The sequence below is a fragment of the Apibacter raozihei genome (assembly GCF_004014855.1).
Classification (GTDB): Bacteria; Bacteroidota; Bacteroidia; order Flavobacteriales; family Weeksellaceae; genus Apibacter; species Apibacter raozihei.
In genome coordinates, this window is record NZ_CP034930.1 from 1,093,767 (window position 1) to 1,109,591 (window position 15,825).

Annotated in this window: 15 protein-coding genes; 11 read left to right on the forward strand and 4 right to left on the reverse strand. The window is 31.2% G+C overall.

From position 1 onward, the window contains the following. The first annotated feature begins 208 nt into the window (after nucleotides 1–208). Both EOV51_RS05035 and EOV51_RS05040 read left to right on the forward strand, forming a co-directional pair. The gene (locus tag EOV51_RS05035; protein WP_128150484.1) at nucleotides 209–937 is read left to right on the forward strand and encodes an SDR family NAD(P)-dependent oxidoreductase; all 729 of its coding nucleotides are present in this window, start codon (nucleotides 209–211) and stop codon (nucleotides 935–937) included. A 12-nt stretch (nucleotides 938–949) separates the two neighbouring features. Continuing rightward, nucleotides 950–1,534 (forward strand): HAD-IB family hydrolase, encoded by a 585-nt coding sequence (locus EOV51_RS05040; RefSeq protein WP_128150486.1) that lies wholly within the window; start codon nucleotides 950–952, stop codon nucleotides 1,532–1,534. A gap of 280 nt (nucleotides 1,535–1,814) precedes the next feature. Here the strand turns inward: EOV51_RS05040 and EOV51_RS05045 are convergent, their stop codons facing one another. Beyond that, nucleotides 1,815–2,309: a hypothetical protein gene (locus EOV51_RS05045; RefSeq protein ID WP_128150488.1), complete on the reverse strand. Its 495-nt coding sequence runs from the start codon at nucleotides 2,307–2,309 to the stop codon at nucleotides 1,815–1,817. A gap of 64 nt (nucleotides 2,310–2,373) precedes the next feature. Then, complete coding sequence (gene tyrS / locus EOV51_RS05050; RefSeq protein ID WP_128150489.1) at nucleotides 2,374–3,669, reverse strand: tyrosine--tRNA ligase; 1,296 nt, start codon at nucleotides 3,667–3,669, stop codon at nucleotides 2,374–2,376. Between the two features lie 299 nt (nucleotides 3,670–3,968). On the opposite strand from tyrS, the gene EOV51_RS05055 reads away from it, so the two are divergent. Further along, nucleotides 3,969–5,582 (forward strand): hypothetical protein, encoded by a 1,614-nt coding sequence (locus tag EOV51_RS05055; protein ID WP_128150491.1) that lies wholly within the window; start codon nucleotides 3,969–3,971, stop codon nucleotides 5,580–5,582. Continuing rightward, a complete protein-coding gene (locus tag EOV51_RS05060; protein WP_128150493.1) occupies nucleotides 5,569–6,567 on the forward strand; it encodes a lipoate--protein ligase in 999 nt (332 codons plus the stop codon). The genes EOV51_RS05055 and EOV51_RS05060 overlap by 14 nt, the downstream gene beginning before the upstream one ends. A 56-nt stretch (nucleotides 6,568–6,623) precedes the next feature. Here the strand turns inward: EOV51_RS05060 and gdhA are convergent, their stop codons facing one another. Continuing rightward, the gene (gene gdhA / locus EOV51_RS05065) at nucleotides 6,624–7,967 is read right to left on the reverse strand and encodes an NADP-specific glutamate dehydrogenase (protein ID WP_128150495.1); all 1,344 of its coding nucleotides are present in this window, start codon (nucleotides 7,965–7,967) and stop codon (nucleotides 6,624–6,626) included. 274 nt (nucleotides 7,968–8,241) lie between these two features. Between gdhA and EOV51_RS05070 the strand changes: the two genes are divergently transcribed. The 5 genes from EOV51_RS05070 (at nucleotide 8,242) to EOV51_RS05090 (ending at nucleotide 11,732) form a co-directional block, all read left to right on the forward strand. Continuing rightward, nucleotides 8,242–9,165, forward strand: a complete 924-nt coding sequence (locus EOV51_RS05070; RefSeq protein ID WP_128150497.1) for a 1,4-dihydroxy-2-naphthoate polyprenyltransferase — start codon at nucleotides 8,242–8,244, stop codon at nucleotides 9,163–9,165. A gap of 12 nt (nucleotides 9,166–9,177) precedes the next feature. After that, a complete protein-coding gene (locus EOV51_RS05075; protein WP_128150499.1) occupies nucleotides 9,178–9,882 on the forward strand; it encodes an HAD family hydrolase in 705 nt (234 codons plus the stop codon). Nucleotides 9,883–9,889: 7 nt separating this feature from the next. Continuing rightward, nucleotides 9,890–10,360 carry a ribonuclease HI gene (gene rnhA, locus EOV51_RS05080; RefSeq protein WP_128150501.1) on the forward strand — a complete coding sequence of 157 codons (471 nt, stop codon included), beginning with the start codon at nucleotides 9,890–9,892 and terminating at the stop codon, nucleotides 10,358–10,360. Nucleotides 10,361–10,601: 241 nt separating this feature from the next. Beyond that, a complete protein-coding gene (locus EOV51_RS05085; RefSeq protein WP_128150503.1) occupies nucleotides 10,602–11,231 on the forward strand; it encodes a C40 family peptidase in 630 nt (209 codons plus the stop codon). Nucleotides 11,232–11,312: 81 nt separating this feature from the next. Beyond that, nucleotides 11,313–11,732, forward strand: coding sequence for a CBS domain-containing protein (locus EOV51_RS05090; RefSeq protein ID WP_128150505.1), 420 nt, complete (start codon nucleotides 11,313–11,315; stop codon nucleotides 11,730–11,732). A gap of 378 nt (nucleotides 11,733–12,110) precedes the next feature. Here the strand turns inward: EOV51_RS05090 and EOV51_RS05095 are convergent, their stop codons facing one another. Next, nucleotides 12,111–13,733: an ABC-F family ATP-binding cassette domain-containing protein gene (locus tag EOV51_RS05095; protein ID WP_128150507.1), complete on the reverse strand. Its 1,623-nt coding sequence runs from the start codon at nucleotides 13,731–13,733 to the stop codon at nucleotides 12,111–12,113. Between the two features lie 45 nt (nucleotides 13,734–13,778). Between EOV51_RS05095 and smpB the strand changes: the two genes are divergently transcribed. Then, complete coding sequence (gene smpB, locus EOV51_RS05100; RefSeq protein WP_128150509.1) at nucleotides 13,779–14,237, forward strand: SsrA-binding protein SmpB; 459 nt, start codon at nucleotides 13,779–13,781, stop codon at nucleotides 14,235–14,237. Nucleotides 14,238–14,297: 60 nt separating this feature from the next. Beyond that, entirely contained in the window at nucleotides 14,298–15,803 is a 1,506-nt protein-coding gene (locus EOV51_RS05105; protein WP_128150511.1) for an OmpA family protein, read from the forward strand. The last annotated feature ends 22 nt before the right edge of the window (nucleotides 15,804–15,825 follow it).

The following is a 15,825-nucleotide window of genomic DNA, read 5'->3' on the forward strand; positions in this document are numbered from 1 at the left end:
ACTTAATTTAGATAGAATAACAAATGAAAAAATATTTCTATTTACAGAATACTTTTTACAAATAAAAAATAAAATATATCCATCTCTATATGCAATCAGGTTTTATTAATTCAACAATTGTAAGGACATATAATCCAAATATTGTATTAATAAAAAGTGATAGTACTATAAGAAATAAAAATTTAATTATATATAATTCAGAATTAAGATGATAATATTAGGAGCTACTTCAGACATCTCACAAGCTTTTGTTGAAAAGGTGTTATCGGAAACAAAAGAAATTATTCCAGAAGTGTATTTGATAACTTCAAATCCAAAAGAAACAGAAAGATTTGCCAGACATATACAGGTAAAGTACAAGCAAGAGTCTAAAGTAATTCATTTGGATATTACCAAAGAAATCGACTATTCATTATTTCAAAACATTGAATCTCAATTAGTGTTTTGCGCTACCGGATTTTTAGGTAAAAATACTGAGGATGGATTATATGATGAAAAAAATACAGAAAGAATAATTGAAATCAATTACTCTAAACTGGTTCCGCTTATTAACTTTTGGGCTCAAAAATTCGAAGAGGCTAGAAAAGGAACTATTATAGGACTATCTTCTGTTGCCGGATTAAGAGGAAGGCAAAGTAACTTTATATATGGAAGCGCAAAAGCCGGATTTATGGTTTATTTAGATGGATTAAGAAATTATCTCTTTCATAAAAATGTTCACGTTATGACGGTACTTCCGGGTTTTATGGATACTAAAATGACTGCAGGACTTCCTTTGCCTAAACCATTAACAGCCAATCCTTCTCAAGCAGCTTCAATCATTTATAAAGCATATAAAAAGAAAAAAAATAAAATCTATGTTACAGGAATATGGTGGGTAATAATGTCTATAGTAACTAACATTCCAGAGTTTATTTTCAAAAAAATGAAAATGTAATTTTATAGGTAGATGAAAAGACTTTATCTTTTTGATTTTGATGGTACTCTTACTAATAAAGATACCATGTTTGACTTTTTACAATTTAGTTTCCCTAAGAATTACACAACGGCTTTTATACGATTTGTGCCGATTTTTCTATTAACTAAATTTAAAATTTTAAAAGCGGAGAAAGCAAAACAAAAATTTATTGCTCACTTTTTAAAAGGGAAAACCAAGGATGAGATAGAGATTTTATCCAATAACTATTTTGAATATAGGAAAGATTCAATATTTAGAAAAAGAGCACTCAGTTATGTTAAAGATTTAGCTCATGAAGAAAATAAATATATTGTAACTGCTTCTCTGGACATATGGGTTAAGCCATTTGCAAAATATTTAGGTGTAAGATTAATATCTACTCAGGCAGAATTTGTAAACGATGTTTTTACAGGAAATTTTGCAACTCCCAATTGTAATTATAAACAAAAAGTTGCTCGTGTTATTGGAGAGATTCAATTATCTCAATTTAAGGAAGTATATGCATTTGGAGATACAAATGGAGATAAATTTATGCTAAAACTGGCAACCAATCCCCATTTCAAGTATTTTGAATAAGTATTAAAAGATAATTACAACATAAAAAAGAAGGATATTTAATTTAAATATCCTTCTTTTTTATAATTATTGATTCATGAAAGAATCATGATGTATCAATGTAATTTAATTGAATACAAATTATGCATATGCATAATGTATTTTTCAGAGTGAGTGGTATTATAACTCATAAATTTTATTTAAAGACTTAATAAACCTTTAATGCTAATATAATAAATATCTTTCAGCCTGAGTTTACACAGTAAAGAACTTCAGATATAGAAATTAACAAATGTAGTTTTTAATCCTCAATATCTAATTTATCCTGAGTAAAAGAACATGAAATTTTAAACTTCATTGGATCTTCCTGGGTGATAAAATCTTCACAATAGCCTTTCCAGATAAGTTTTAAATTTCCTTGTTCATCTTTTCCAAATTTTAAATCGTTTTCGTCTGTTTCCAAATTATCCTCATCATTAATATTAAGGTTAGTATAAAACAGCTCTTCAACATCTCCATTTTCGTTTTCTTTTTCTTCAAAAGAAGGTATCTGGAAATTTTTACCAATCAATTGGCCTATAGTTTTTTCCGATATTTCAAAATCTTCAACAGTAAAAGAAACTTGAGGATATTCATTTTGATATGAATCTTCTTCAACATGATCCAGATCATCGTCTGATTCAATTTCAATTACTAAAGTATTTTTTTTGTTCAGGAAAACCACTTTACAAAAACATTTCCTGATATGATATTCAAGTGTTTCATCAGGATGATAAAACTTAATTAACCCTTTCATCTTGTTTTATAGGATATTTTTTAAATATATTTAATTTTTTGTTGTTCAAAAATAATAACCTTTTTTAAATTCCTTTTAATATAAAGTATGATTTTTTACCTCTTTGCAGTAAAATATATTTTTGTTGTATTAAAAAGTCGGAATTTACAATAAGATCTTCTTTGATTTTTTGTTGATTAATTGATATTGAGTTTTCTTTTAAAGCTCTTCGCGCCTCACCTCTCGAAGATAAAAAACCACTAAGTTCAGATAAAACATCTATAACAGGAATTCCATTACGAATTGCATCTAAAGAAATTTCCTTTTGAGGAACTCCTTCAAAAAGGGTTAAAAATGTATTTTCATCAAGAGACAAAAAATCTTCTTGTGTTGATTTCCCAAATAAAATTCCTGATGCTTTAATCGCTTTATTTGTTTCTTCTTCTCCGTGAACCCATTGGGTAATTTCCTGAGCCAGCTTTTTTTGAAGTATTCTTGCCGCGGGATTTTCGCTATGAATTTGAATCAGCGAATCAATTTCATTCTTTGAAAGAAAAGTGTAAATTTTTATATATTTCTCGGCTTCAGTATCCGCAACGTTAAGCCAGAACTGGTAAAATTTAAATGGAGACGTTCTATTGGCATCTAACCAGATATTTTCACCTCCTTCACTTTTACCGAATTTAGATCCATCTGCTTTAGTAGTCAAGGGACAGGTTAAAGCATAAGCCTCCTTACCAATCTTTTTACGTATCAGTTCAGTTCCTGTAGTCAGGTTTCCCCATTGATCAGAGCCACCCATTTGCAATTTTACATTATTCTCTTTAAAAAGATAGTAAAAGTCGTATCCCTGAAGTAATTGGTAAGTAAATTCTGTAAATGACATTCCCTCTTGAAATTCTCCATTAAATCTTTTTTTAACAGAATCTTTGGCCATCATATAATTTACAGTGATATGTTTTCCAATATCACGGGCAAACTCAAGAAAAGATACATTCTTCATCCAGTCGTAATTATTTACTAAAACAGCTGAATTTGGTTTGTCACTATCAAAATCTAAAAAACGGGATAGTTGTGATTTAATACCGGCAAGATAATTATTTAAAGTATCATCATCTAGTAGATTTCTTTCATTGCTTTTGCCGGAAGGATCACCGATCATTCCTGTAGCTCCTCCTATTAAAGCCACGGGTTTATGACCGTGTTTTTGTAAATGAACCAAAAGTAAAATAGGAACCAGGCTTCCTACATGAAGAGAATCTGCCGTAGGGTCGAATCCAATATATCCTGACGTCATTTCTTTATTTAATTGTTCTTCCGTTCCTGGAATTATGTTGTGAATTAATCCTCTCCAGGTTAACTCTTCAATAAAAGAATTCATAGCATATAAATATTTTAATGAGCAAAGTTAAAATTTTTAACTAAATCAGTATCGTTATAAAAATAAAATTATATCTAAAATTATCTTTTATAATCAAATAGGTTGCCCCTTTTAAGCTTAATGTTTTAATTTGGAGTTTAAATTGTATCTTTGGAGACTGTTTTTAGAGTTCATTTTCTGATAAACTACTATTTATTATAACTATGAATTTAATTGATAAATATATTTTATTATTTAAAAAAAATAAAAAAGTTCATTTTTTTGTTTTCTTCTCCGCATTAGTTTTTTTAAGTGCATTTATGATTTATTCGTTTCAACCGGGTTCATATCTGTTTTTAGGTCATGATATTGATTTTCATGTAATGAGACTAAAAGCTCTTGAAGAAGCATTATCTGACGGTAGATTTCCTGTTTATATAGACTATGAATCAGTAAATGGTTATGGATATCCATCTAAGTGGTTTTATCCTGATATTTTGTTAGTTCCATTTGCTTTTTTAGCTAAAATTACAAATCTTATTTTTGCCTATAAATCATTACTTTTTATTATGAGTATATTGTGTGGTATACTCATGTATATTTCTATGAAGCGAATGTTTAAAAGCTTTTACATTGCTGCCACCAGTTCATTAATATATACCTTTTCATTTTATCGTATTCAGGATTTATTTGAAAGATCGGCTTTGGGAGAATCATTATCGTTTACCTTTTTACCCATTGCATTTTTAGGTTTTTATGAAATAATTAAAGGAAATTATAAAAGATGGTACATACTTTCAATTGGAATGACGTTAATTATTTTCTCACATGTTCTGTCTGTTTTTTTAACGGCAATCACACTTTTCCTGTTGTTGATTTTTTATCTCAGAAGTTTATTGAAAGAAACCATCAGAATAAAATATTTATTTTATTCAGTAATACTTACTATAGTTTTATCAGCGTATTTTTTATTTCCTTTAATCGAGCAGCTAAATTCAAATTTATTTTATTATAATACACATCCATTATTTTACCTTAAAACATTTACTGTGGATCCTATCATGATTTTATGGGGGATGACAGCTGGAAATATATATCCTAATCAGGATAAAAATATTTTTTTAGTATCTATGGGTTTAACCATGGGAATGGCTCTTGTGCTACGATTATTTATTAAAAGCAAATATATAAAAATTAAAGGTGTAGATTTGGGAGTGTGTATAGGATTACTTTATATTCTCGCATCAGCAAAGTTTTTCCCATGGGATATTTTTCCTTTCAGTAAATTAGAAATTATAAGATTTCCTTGGAGACTTTACGAGTTTGCCTGTTATTTTTTTTCGATAGCAGGAGCATATTATTCATATATACTTTTCAAAACTTTTACTTCCAGATGTCTAGTTTTTAGTTTTTATTTTATAACAATTGTTTTTGTTCTTTATAATGAAGGAAATACTGCCAGAAATAAATTTGAAGAATATAATCCTTTAACCATAGAAAGAAATTCAGATAATGTTTATGGACAGGGAGCTCTCGAATATATTTCTTCTAAAGTTCCTTCGATAAAGTATCCTGAGCAAAGAGAAAAAAAGGTTAAGAACCTCCATGCTTCAACTCAAATATCAGAATATAATATTAATAAAGGAATAACGCAATTTGAAATCAACACTCTAAATAAAACGGATGCTTTGGAGTTACCTTTATTTTATTATAAAGGATATCATGCCGATTTGAACGGAGTAAATTTGAAAGTTTCTGAAAGTAAAAATGGATTATTGGAAATTCCGCAAATTAAAGGGCAGGGTAGGGTTAAGATTCAATATTCAGGAACATTGATTCAAAAATTAAGCCCTTACATAAGTGTGTTGAGTTTTGTAATTTTACTAATCTGTTTGATTAAAAATAACAGAAAAGAAAACAATGAAATTTATTGACAATAAAGGGAATACTGATCCTCAAATAAATTTGGCAATTGAAGAGTATATAATATCTTATTTGCCTGTTGAAATTGAACCTTATTTATTATTTTATATAAATCAACCATCCATAATTATTGGTAAGCACCAGAATACTATAGAGGAAATCAATACTCAATATGTCGAAGAAAATAATATAAAGGTAGTAAGAAGATTATCCGGAGGAGGAGCCGTTTATCATGATCTAGGAAACTTAAATTTTAGTTTTATTACTCAAGATGATGGAAACAGTTTTTCAAATTACCGGAAATTTTTAAAACCGGTGATTAAAGCATTGAAAAATATGGGTGTTGATGCAGAGTTGAAAGGGCGAAATGATGTGGTAGTTGGTGAAAGGAAAATAAGTGGAAACGCACAATTTACTTCAAAAGGAAAAATAATAACTCACGGAACCTTGTTGTTCAAAAGCAATATAGATGAGGTTGTTAACTCATTAAATGTTAGGAAAGATAAAATAGAATCTAAAGGTATTAAATCTATACGAAGCAGGGTTGCCAATATATCAGAGTTTATGAATGAGAGTATCTCTATAAATGAATTTCGTGAAAATTTACTTTTACAAATATTTAATGTAAATCATTTGGATGAAATTAAATCCTACCCTTTAGGTGAAAACGATTGGGATAAAATTAATCAGATCTCAGATGAAAGATATTCAAATTGGGAATGGAATTACGGACGTTCTCCAAAATTTTATATAGAGAATCGTCAGAGATTATCTGTAGGATCAATTGATCTACGGTTAAATGTTGAAGAAGGAATAATAACACAGATTAAAATCTATGGAGATTTTTTTGGGATAAAAGACGTTCAGGATATAGAAAATAAACTTATTGGAGTAAGATATACACAGGAATCGGTTTATCAGGCTTTATATGAGGTCGATCTTACTCTATACTTTGGAGAAGTTGCATTAAGTGATTTTGTGAAATTGATCTATTAAAAAAGTGGATTTACATAAGCAAATCCACTCATAGTATTTTTTATTGGGTTTACAGCCTAAACTACTCCTTGTGCCAGCATGGCATCAGCAACTTTTACAAAACCGGCAATATTTGCACCTTTAACATAGTTTATAGATCCATCTGCTTCAGTACCATATTTTTTACAGTTATCATGTATTCCTATCATGATTTCTTTTAAACGTAAATCAACCTCTTCACTACTCCAGTGCATTCTCATTGAATTTTGACTCATTTCCAACCCGGATGTAGCAACTCCTCCAGCATTGGATGCTTTACCCGGCGAGTATAATATTTTATTATTAATAAACTCGTGAACAGCATCTAAAGTACATGGCATGTTTGCTGCTTCGGTTATGCAGAGAACTCCGTTTTTAATTAATTCACGGGCATCATGAATGTCTAATTCATTTTGAGTTGCGGCAGGTATGGCAATATCGACCTTTTGTTCCCAAGGTCTTTTTCCTTCATAAAATACGGCAGAAGGGTATTTTTCAATGTAATCCTGAACCTGATCGTTACCGCTCATCCTCATTTCAAGTAAATATTCAGTTTTTTCATCAGAGATACCCTCTGCGTCATAAACATATCCGTCAGGACCGGAAATTGTTACAACCTTTCCACCCAATTGATTTACTTTTTTAATAACTCCCCAGGCAACATTTCCAAAACCAGAAACCGCAAAAGTTTTACCTTCAATTTTTTCACCTATAGTTTCCAGCATTTTTTCACAAAAATAGACTACTCCATAACCGGTAGCCTCAGGTCTGATTAACGAACCACCATAAGATAGACCTTTTCCGGTTAATACGCCCGTAAACTCATTTTGTAATCTTTTATATTGACCAAATAAATATCCTATTTCTCTAGCACCTACACCTATATCACCTGCGGGTACATCAGTTTCTGCACCAATATGTTTAGACAGTTCAGTCATAAACGATTGACAAAAACGCATAATTTCAGCATCAGATTTACCTTTTGGATCAAAATCAGCCCCACCTTTACCACCTCCCATTGGTAGCGTGGTTAAAGAGTTTTTAAAAACCTGCTCAAAAGCAAGGAATTTCATAGTGCTTAAATTTACAGATGGGTGAAATCTCAATCCTCCTTTGTAGGGGCCGATTGCAGAATTCATCTGAACTCTGAATCCGCGGTTTACCTGTACATCTCCTTTATCATTAACCCAAGGAACTCTGAAAATAATAGAACGTTCAGGTTCTGTCATTCGTAATAACAAATTTTTTCTGTTATATCTGTCATGTTCTGAAATAAAAGGCATCACGGTTTCAGCAAACTCGCGTACAGCCTGTAAAAATTCCGGTTCATTAGGATTTCTCATTTCCACTAATTTCATGAACTCATCAAACTCTTGTTTCATATAATTAAACTATGGTTTTAATAATTTTTTGCTTTTAACAAATCTAATGCCATTTTCAGAATAAAAAAGTATTTTCAATAATTATTTTAATATTTTCAAATTTAATTTAAAACAAATAAATAAAGTATTAAAACAAGATAAAATAAAGTTTTGAAAATGATTGATTTAAAATACGCTCAGTTTACGCCTATTGAGACTAAACTACTTTTGTGTTTAAAATGAATGTAAAATAATGTATTTTTACATTCATTTTTAATTATAGTAAGTTGAGTATATGAAAAATTGGATTGAGGCTGCCAGATTACGGACTTTACCCCTTTCTTTAAGTGGTATTATTTTAGGTGGCATGTTAGCTAAATGGAAAGAAAGTTTTGATGGCAATATATTTGTTTTGTCCTGTTTAACAACTATTCTGTTTCAGGTGTTATCAAATTTTGCTAATGATTATGGAGATGGAACAAAGGGGACAGACAATGAGAACAGAATCGGTCCGGTAAGAGCTATACAATCAGGAGCAATAAGTCACAAAAAAATGTTCAAAGGAATTATTATTACCGTTATTTTATCTTTTATATCCGCAATAATTTTACTTTTTTATGCATTCATACCCAAATATTGGGAAGCATTTTTCATATTTATAGGATTAGGTATTGGCTGTATTTTGGCTGCCATATTCTATACTATGGGTAAAAAGCCCTATGGGTACATGGGGTTGGGAGATATTTTTGTATTTGTTTTTTTTGGGTGGGTATCTGTAATTGGAAGCGAATTTTTATATACTAAAACATTTAATTGGGATAGTTTACTTCCGGCTTCAGCAGTTGGATTATTTAGTGTTGCCGTATTAAACCTTAATAACATGAGGGATATAAAATCGGACAAAGACGCGGGTAAAAATACATTAGCCCTTCGTCTCGGCTTTCAAAATGCTAAATATTATCAATTATTATTAATGAATTTGCCTTTTATTTTATGTCTTATATTTTTACTTATTCATCAGGAGCAATTTTCAATTAGTCTGGATCATCTTACTACATTAAAACCATTTATATTTTTTATATTATTTTTACCAACTACGTGGTTAAGACGTAAAATTTTATATACAACAGATCCGGCTAAATTAGATTTATATATGAAACCTACAGCATTGCTTGCTCTTTTTTTTGCTGTATTATTTGGTATGGGACTTACATTGTAAAAGAAAAAAATTATGAGAAATATTAAACATATATTTTTTGATCTGGATAATACGCTTTGGGATACTGACAGAAATTCTATGCTTACACTCAAGCAAATGTATGAAGATGTAAAAGTAGAAGAAATTTATAATGTAAATTTTCAAGAATTTTATGATAGTTATTACCAAAGGAATGAGCATTTATGGGCCTTATTCAGACAGGATAAAGTAACAAAAAATGATATATTAAGCCAGAGATTCAAAAATACATTTGAAGAATTTGATATCAGAGATGAGGTAATACGTTCATACTTTGATGCTCATTTCTTAGAAAAAGTTGTAAAACACAATACTCTTATTGATAATACAGTTGAAGTATTAAGCTACTTAAAATCTAAGGGATATATCATGCATATAGTTTCTAATGGTTTTATAAAACCTACAGAACGAAAAGTTTATGATACACCGATTAAAGATTATATAACCACCATTACAAGTGGAGAAGAAATTAACAAAAGAAAGCCAGCCAGAGAAGTTTTTGAATTAGGACTTGACAAGGCGAATGCAAACCCTGAGGAATCTTCATTTATTGGGGATGATTTTGAAGCGGATGTTTTGGGTAGTGATAATTTAGGGATGTTGGGTATTTATTTTAATTATAAAAAAGATAGTGATCTTTCAAAAATGAATGGTTTCCCAGTGATTAATAATTTAATTGAATTAAAGCAGCTATTTTAATTCTTATATGATAGAAATTTTTACAGATGGAGCATCTTCAGGAAATCCGGGTAAAGGAGGATATGGTATCATTATGCGTCTTAAAGGGACGAATTATGAGAAAACTTTTAGTCAGGGTTTTCGATTAACAACCAATAACAGAATGGAACTTATGGCTGTCATTGTCGCACTCGAAAAAATCAGTAAGCCCAATCAGGAGGTTGTAGTTTATTCAGATTCAAAATATGTGGTAGATGCTGTTAATAATAATTGGATTTATGGTTGGCAGAAAAAAAAATTTGAAAAAGTAAAAAATCCTGATTTATGGATTCGTTTTTTAAAAGTATATAAGAACCATAGGGTTAAGCTTCAGTGGATCAAAGGGCATGAAGGACATGTAGAAAATGAAAGAGCTGATAGATTGGCTGTGCAGGCTTCCCGTTCAGATTTGTTGTCTATAGATACGGACTATGAAAATCATAACACTAAACTCCTTTAATCTCCACACTTTAAAATCGTAATTATTTGATTAATCTACATTTATTTTATTGAAGAGATTCTATAAAGTATATCAGTAAAGATTAAAGTTTTGCGAGTAAGCGTAGTAACTGAATTTTGTTAGTATTGAAAACTAAGTTACTGTGTGGTATCTATATAAGGTAAAAGTAAATGTTTATAAACTGTTGATATTTTGTTGATAATTTTATAATTTAGCAAATTAATAATTATAAGCTTTAAAAATGAAAATCAAGAATATTTTATATGCTGGTTTCTCTATATGCTCCATTTTGCTGACGTCCTGTGTTTCCTATGAAACATCAGCTTCATATAAAAAGAAAAGCAATTCATCAAAAACTTCAAGGTATACCTACAATTCTAAAAAAAGCTCAGGACATTCTTCAAAAAAGTCAACTCCATATGTTAATAAAATAAAAAAAGAAGATAAGGCTGTTGTGCTCAAATCAGAAAAAGCCAATGTTTCTAAATCCAAAGATGTAAAAATAGTACTTAATGAGGCAGGGAAATATAAAGGTACGCCATATAAATACGGAGGTAGTACTTCAAGTGGTATAGATTGTTCAGGCTTGGTATGTGTAGCTTTCCAGAAAATAGATGTAAAGCTTCCCCGCAGATCGGTTGATATGTCTAATCAGGGCGATACCGTTCCTATATCCAGAGTTAAAGAAGGTGATCTTCTGTTTTTTTCGACAGGAGGTTCGGGGATTAATCATGTAGGAATAGTGTACGATATAAAACAGACAGGAGAAGTATCATTTATTCATGCTTCAACATCTAAAGGGGTAATGGTTAGTTCATTAGAGGAATCCTATTGGAAAGGGAAATTTATCAAAGCTAAAAGAGTATTATAACAATTATCATGTAATCAAATAAGCGTTTTTATTTCTTTTTTTCATACATTTAATTACTAATAATCCTTAGAAAACGTAATTATGAAAAAAAGAACTCCCGTATCCACAATAATGACTAAAAGCCCGGTTACAGTGAATCTTACTGATGGGCTGGCAAAAGTAAACAGCCTATTCAAAAAACAAAGTATTAGGCATATTCCGGTAGTTTCCGGTAAAAAATTAATAGGTATCATAAGCCAGACGGATATTATGCGGCTTTCATTTGGAGATATATACTCCGGACAGGAAGAAATGGATAACTCACTTTTTGATATGTTAAGTATAGAACAGGTAATGGCTGCCCATCCAAAAACGGTAGCTCCTTCAGATACAATTAAAGAAGTGGCAGAAATTTTTGCCTCATCCTCATTCAGAGCTTTGCCTGTAATTCAGGAAGATGAAATTGTAGGGATTGTTACTACGACAGATGTTATTAAATACTTACTAGAACAATTTGATTGATTTAGTTATATACAAAACCATTATTTAGAATTAAGAGATTTTAAAGTTTGTAAACAATCTTATTATGATGATACAAAAATAAAAACCTTTCAAGCCGTTTAAAGCTTGAAAGGTTTTTTAACTAAGTATAAATTAATGTATTATTTATAAAGAACGTTTGTGAAATAACTTTTTAAAATAGTATAAAACATTCAAAGTTAATTCAAGTTATTAAACGCAAATAACGGGCAAATATTGAAGGAATATTGTTAAAAAAACGATAATATTATATTAAATATTTCTTTTTAACGACAGAAGGGGGAATTTTATAGACGAACAGAAAAAATAAAAGCTTCATTTAATGAAGCTTTTAATATAATATAAGGTTTTAATTAGATATTAAGAATAATATTGAGCTTTAAGTTCTTTTACTTTAGGGTCAGATAAGTACTCATCATAAGTCATATACCGATCAATAACACCTTTAGGAGTTAACTCAATAATCCTGTTACAAACAGTAGAAAGTAGCTCATGGTCATGAGAAGAAAGTAAAACAGTTCCTTTAAAATTATCCAGAGAGTTATTTAAGGCTGTTATACTTTCCAGATCTAAGTGGTTTGTAGGTTCGTCTAACAATAAAACATTAGCTTTAAAAAGCATCATTCTTGAGAACATGCAACGCATTTTTTCCCCACCGGACAATACTTTACAAGATTTTAAAGCCTCATCACCACTAAAAAGCATTTTTCCTAAAAATCCACGAATATATTCTTCGTGTCTTTCTTCATCAGTATTAACATATTGTCTTAACCAGTCAATTAAGTTATCGTCAGATTGAAAATATTTAGTATTATCAAGAGGTAAATAACTTTGTTTTGTAGTGATTCCCCAAGTATAGTTCCCCATATCGGCTTCAGTTTCTCCGGCGAGAATTTGGAAAAACTCTGTAATTGCAAGAGAATTTTTTGATAAAACAGCAATTTTATCTCCTTTTTTAAGATTGACATTTATATTGCTGAATAGTAATTCTCCATCTTTAGTTTTTTCAAGATCTTTAACATCTAAAATTTGATCTCCGGCATCTCTTTCCTGTTCAAATATGATGGCAGGATATCTTCTTGATGAAGGCTTGATATCTTCAATATTTAATTTTTCGATCATTTTTTTACGGGCAGTCGCCTGTTTGGCCTTAGCAACATTAGAGCTGAAGCGGGCGATGAATTCCTGTAATTCCTTTTTCTTTTCCTCAGCTTTTTTATTTTGTTGAGCTCTTTGTCTGGCGGCTAGCTGGCTTGCCTGGTACCAAAACGAATAGTTTCCTGTATAAAGGTTTAATTTAGCAAAATCTAAGTCGCAGGTGTGGGTACAAACTGCATCCAGAAAGTGTCTGTCGTGGGAAACGACAATGACTGTGTTTTCGTAATCTGCAAGAAAATCTTCCAGCCATGAAATGGTATCAATATCCAGATCATTGGTGGGCTCATCAAGAATAAGAACATCAGGATTACCAAATAATGCTTGAGCTAGTAATACACGAACCTTATCGGCATTTTCAAGCTCAGACATCATTTTATATTGCATATCATCTTTAATGCCTAAATTAGATAACAAAGTTCCGGCATCTGATTCAGCAGTCCATCCACCCATTTCTTCATATATTACTCCCAGTTCTCCGGCTTTCACACCATCGGCATCAGAGAAATCCGGTTTTGCGTATAATGCATCCATTTCTTCTTTTATATGGAAGAGTTTTTGATTTCCCTTCATCACGGTTTCAAGGACAGGATAAGAATCATAGGCAAAGTGATCTTGTTCAAGAACAGACATCCTCTTATCTGTTTCTAGACTCACACTACCCGTAGTAGGATCTACATCTCCGGAGAGAATTTTTAAAAAGGTTGATTTACCCGCTCCATTGGCTCCAATAATTCCATAGCAATTTCCTTTAGTAAATTTCACATTTACTTCATCAAATAGAACTCTTTTTCCAAATTGTAAAGATAAGTTTGATACTGTAAGCATATACTTTAATAAATTTGCACAAAAGTAATAAGAAAAAATCTGATTATGAAATTTGAAAATAAAGTTAATATACTAAATAGAAAAGCCAGGTTCAATTATGAACTCATGGATAAGTATGAAGCAGGTTTGGTTCTTCATGGTACTGAAATAAAGTCAATTAGATTAGGTAAAGCAAGTATAGCAGAGAGTTTTTGTCAGTTCATAAATGATGAATTATATGTGATAAATATGTCGGTGGATGAATATTTTTTTGGTACAAGATACAATCACTTGATAAAAAGGGAACGAAAATTGCTGTTACAGAAAAAAGAAATTAACAAATTATTAAGAAAGACAAAGGAGACGGGCTTAACGATTGTACCTACCCGTCTTTACGTAAATGAGAAAGGTTGGGCTAAGATACAGATTTATTTAGCTAAAGGGAAGAAAATTTATGATAAAAGAGAAACAATTAAGGAGAGAGAGACAAAAAGGAATATTAGCAGATTAGTCAAGAAATATTGATTTTTGTTTGTCTGTTAGTATTGAAAAACGTTATTTTGCAATTAAAATTAGATTTTATATATGAAAAAGTTCAATTTGTTAGTTACAGCAGCAGCGACCATGTTAGCTACTTCTGTATTCGCACAGAACACTTCCGATAAGTGGTATATCGGAATTGGGGCACATGCGACTGACCATACCTCTGTTCGTGGTATTTTTGACGGTTATTTTGACACAAGAGATTACAGCTTTGTACCTCCTTTATCAAAACTAACGGTAGCAAGAAGCATTGCTAAAAATTTCGCAGTAGATTTACAAGCTTCCATAGGCGAGGTTGATAACAAAAGGTTAAACATTAAAGATGAGTTTTTCCTTTTAGCTGGTTTAGGTTTACGATGGACTCCATTAAGTGAATCTAAATCTTTGAAATGGTTAGACCCTTACGTAAGAGTAGGTGCTAACTACCATAAATATTCCTATGATGGAATTAAAATCGATGCAGATCATCCTTACACTTCTTATGATTCAGACTACAAAAAAACTCATGACTTAAGAGGGAAATTTACCGGACATGACAATAATTTTGTTTTAAACGGTGGTGTAGGTATTAACTTCTGGTTTACTAAAAACTTTGGTTTAAATATCGAATCCCAATATAACTGGGCTACTGCTTATTCCAAAGACTATGCAGATTTCTTCCAGCATTCAGCATCTATTATCTTTAAATTTGGTAACAATGATAGAGATAAAGACGGTATCCCTGATAAAGACGACAGATGTCCGGATACACCAGGATTACCTCAGTTCCAAGGATGTCCTGATACTGACGGAGACGGTATTCCAGATATAGACGATCAATGTCCAACAGTACCGGGGCCAGTTGAAAATAACGGTTGTCCATGGGAAGATAGAGACGGAGACGGTGTTCTTGATAAAGATGACAGATGTCCGGATACTCCAGGATTAGTTCAATTCCAAGGATGTCCTGATACTGACGGCGATGGAGTTCCAGATCCGGATGATCAATGTCCTACAGTACCTGGACCAAAAGAAAATAATGGTTGTCCTTGGCCAGATAGAGATGGAGACGGAGTTCCAGATAAAGATGACAGATGTCCGGATCAACCTGGACCTGCAAGCAACTACGGATGTCCAGATCACAAAACTGTTGAAACAACTTTAAAAGATATCAACTTCCAGTTCAATTCAGCTAAATTAACACCTGAATCAGGAAGCAAAATTGAAGCAGCAGCCCAATTATTAAATACCGGAACTCTTAAAGAAAGCGGTGCTTATATTGACGGACACACTGACCGTGTAGGTAGTGAAGCTGTAAACATGAGAATATCTAAACAAAGAGCACAATCAGTAGTTGATGCTTTAGTTAAAGAAGGTGTTTCAAAAGACAGATTAACTGCAAGAGGATTTGGTAAATCTCAATTAAAATGTACTGAAGCTGATGTTAAAGATGGAAAATATGCTTCTCAGGAAGAATGTGACCATGTTAACAGACGTGTTGAAGTATTACCAAGAGATTTAACTATCAAAAAAACAGTACCAGTTAAAGCTCCGGCTAAAAAGAAATAATAAAAAAATGCCTTTTTAGGGC

Bases quoted from the DNA above. Each gene is read 5' to 3' on its own strand.
- EOV51_RS05035 (WP_128150484.1), top strand. From the start codon at position 209: ATGATAATATTAGGAGCTACTTCAGACATCTCACAAGCTTTTGTTGAA.
- EOV51_RS05040 (WP_128150486.1), top strand. From the start codon at position 950: ATGAAAAGACTTTATCTTTTTGATTTTGATGGTACTCTTACTAATAAA.
- EOV51_RS05045 (WP_128150488.1), bottom strand. From the start codon at position 2,309: ATGAAAGGGTTAATTAAGTTTTATCATCCTGATGAAACACTTGAATAT.
- tyrS (WP_128150489.1), bottom strand. From the start codon at position 3,669: ATGAATTCTTTTATTGAAGAGTTAACCTGGAGAGGATTAATTCACAAC.
- EOV51_RS05055 (WP_128150491.1), top strand. From the start codon at position 3,969: ATGATTTATTCGTTTCAACCGGGTTCATATCTGTTTTTAGGTCATGAT.
- EOV51_RS05060 (WP_128150493.1), top strand. From the start codon at position 5,569: ATGAAATTTATTGACAATAAAGGGAATACTGATCCTCAAATAAATTTG.
- gdhA (WP_128150495.1), bottom strand. From the start codon at position 7,967: ATGAAACAAGAGTTTGATGAGTTCATGAAATTAGTGGAAATGAGAAAT.
- EOV51_RS05070 (WP_128150497.1), top strand. From the start codon at position 8,242: ATGAAAAATTGGATTGAGGCTGCCAGATTACGGACTTTACCCCTTTCT.
- EOV51_RS05075 (WP_128150499.1), top strand. From the start codon at position 9,178: ATGAGAAATATTAAACATATATTTTTTGATCTGGATAATACGCTTTGG.
- rnhA (WP_128150501.1), top strand. From the start codon at position 9,890: ATGATAGAAATTTTTACAGATGGAGCATCTTCAGGAAATCCGGGTAAA.
- EOV51_RS05085 (WP_128150503.1), top strand. From the start codon at position 10,602: ATGAAAATCAAGAATATTTTATATGCTGGTTTCTCTATATGCTCCATT.
- EOV51_RS05090 (WP_128150505.1), top strand. From the start codon at position 11,313: ATGAAAAAAAGAACTCCCGTATCCACAATAATGACTAAAAGCCCGGTT.
- EOV51_RS05095 (WP_128150507.1), bottom strand. From the start codon at position 13,733: ATGCTTACAGTATCAAACTTATCTTTACAATTTGGAAAAAGAGTTCTA.
- smpB (WP_128150509.1), top strand. From the start codon at position 13,779: ATGAAATTTGAAAATAAAGTTAATATACTAAATAGAAAAGCCAGGTTC.
- EOV51_RS05105 (WP_128150511.1), top strand. From the start codon at position 14,298: ATGAAAAAGTTCAATTTGTTAGTTACAGCAGCAGCGACCATGTTAGCT.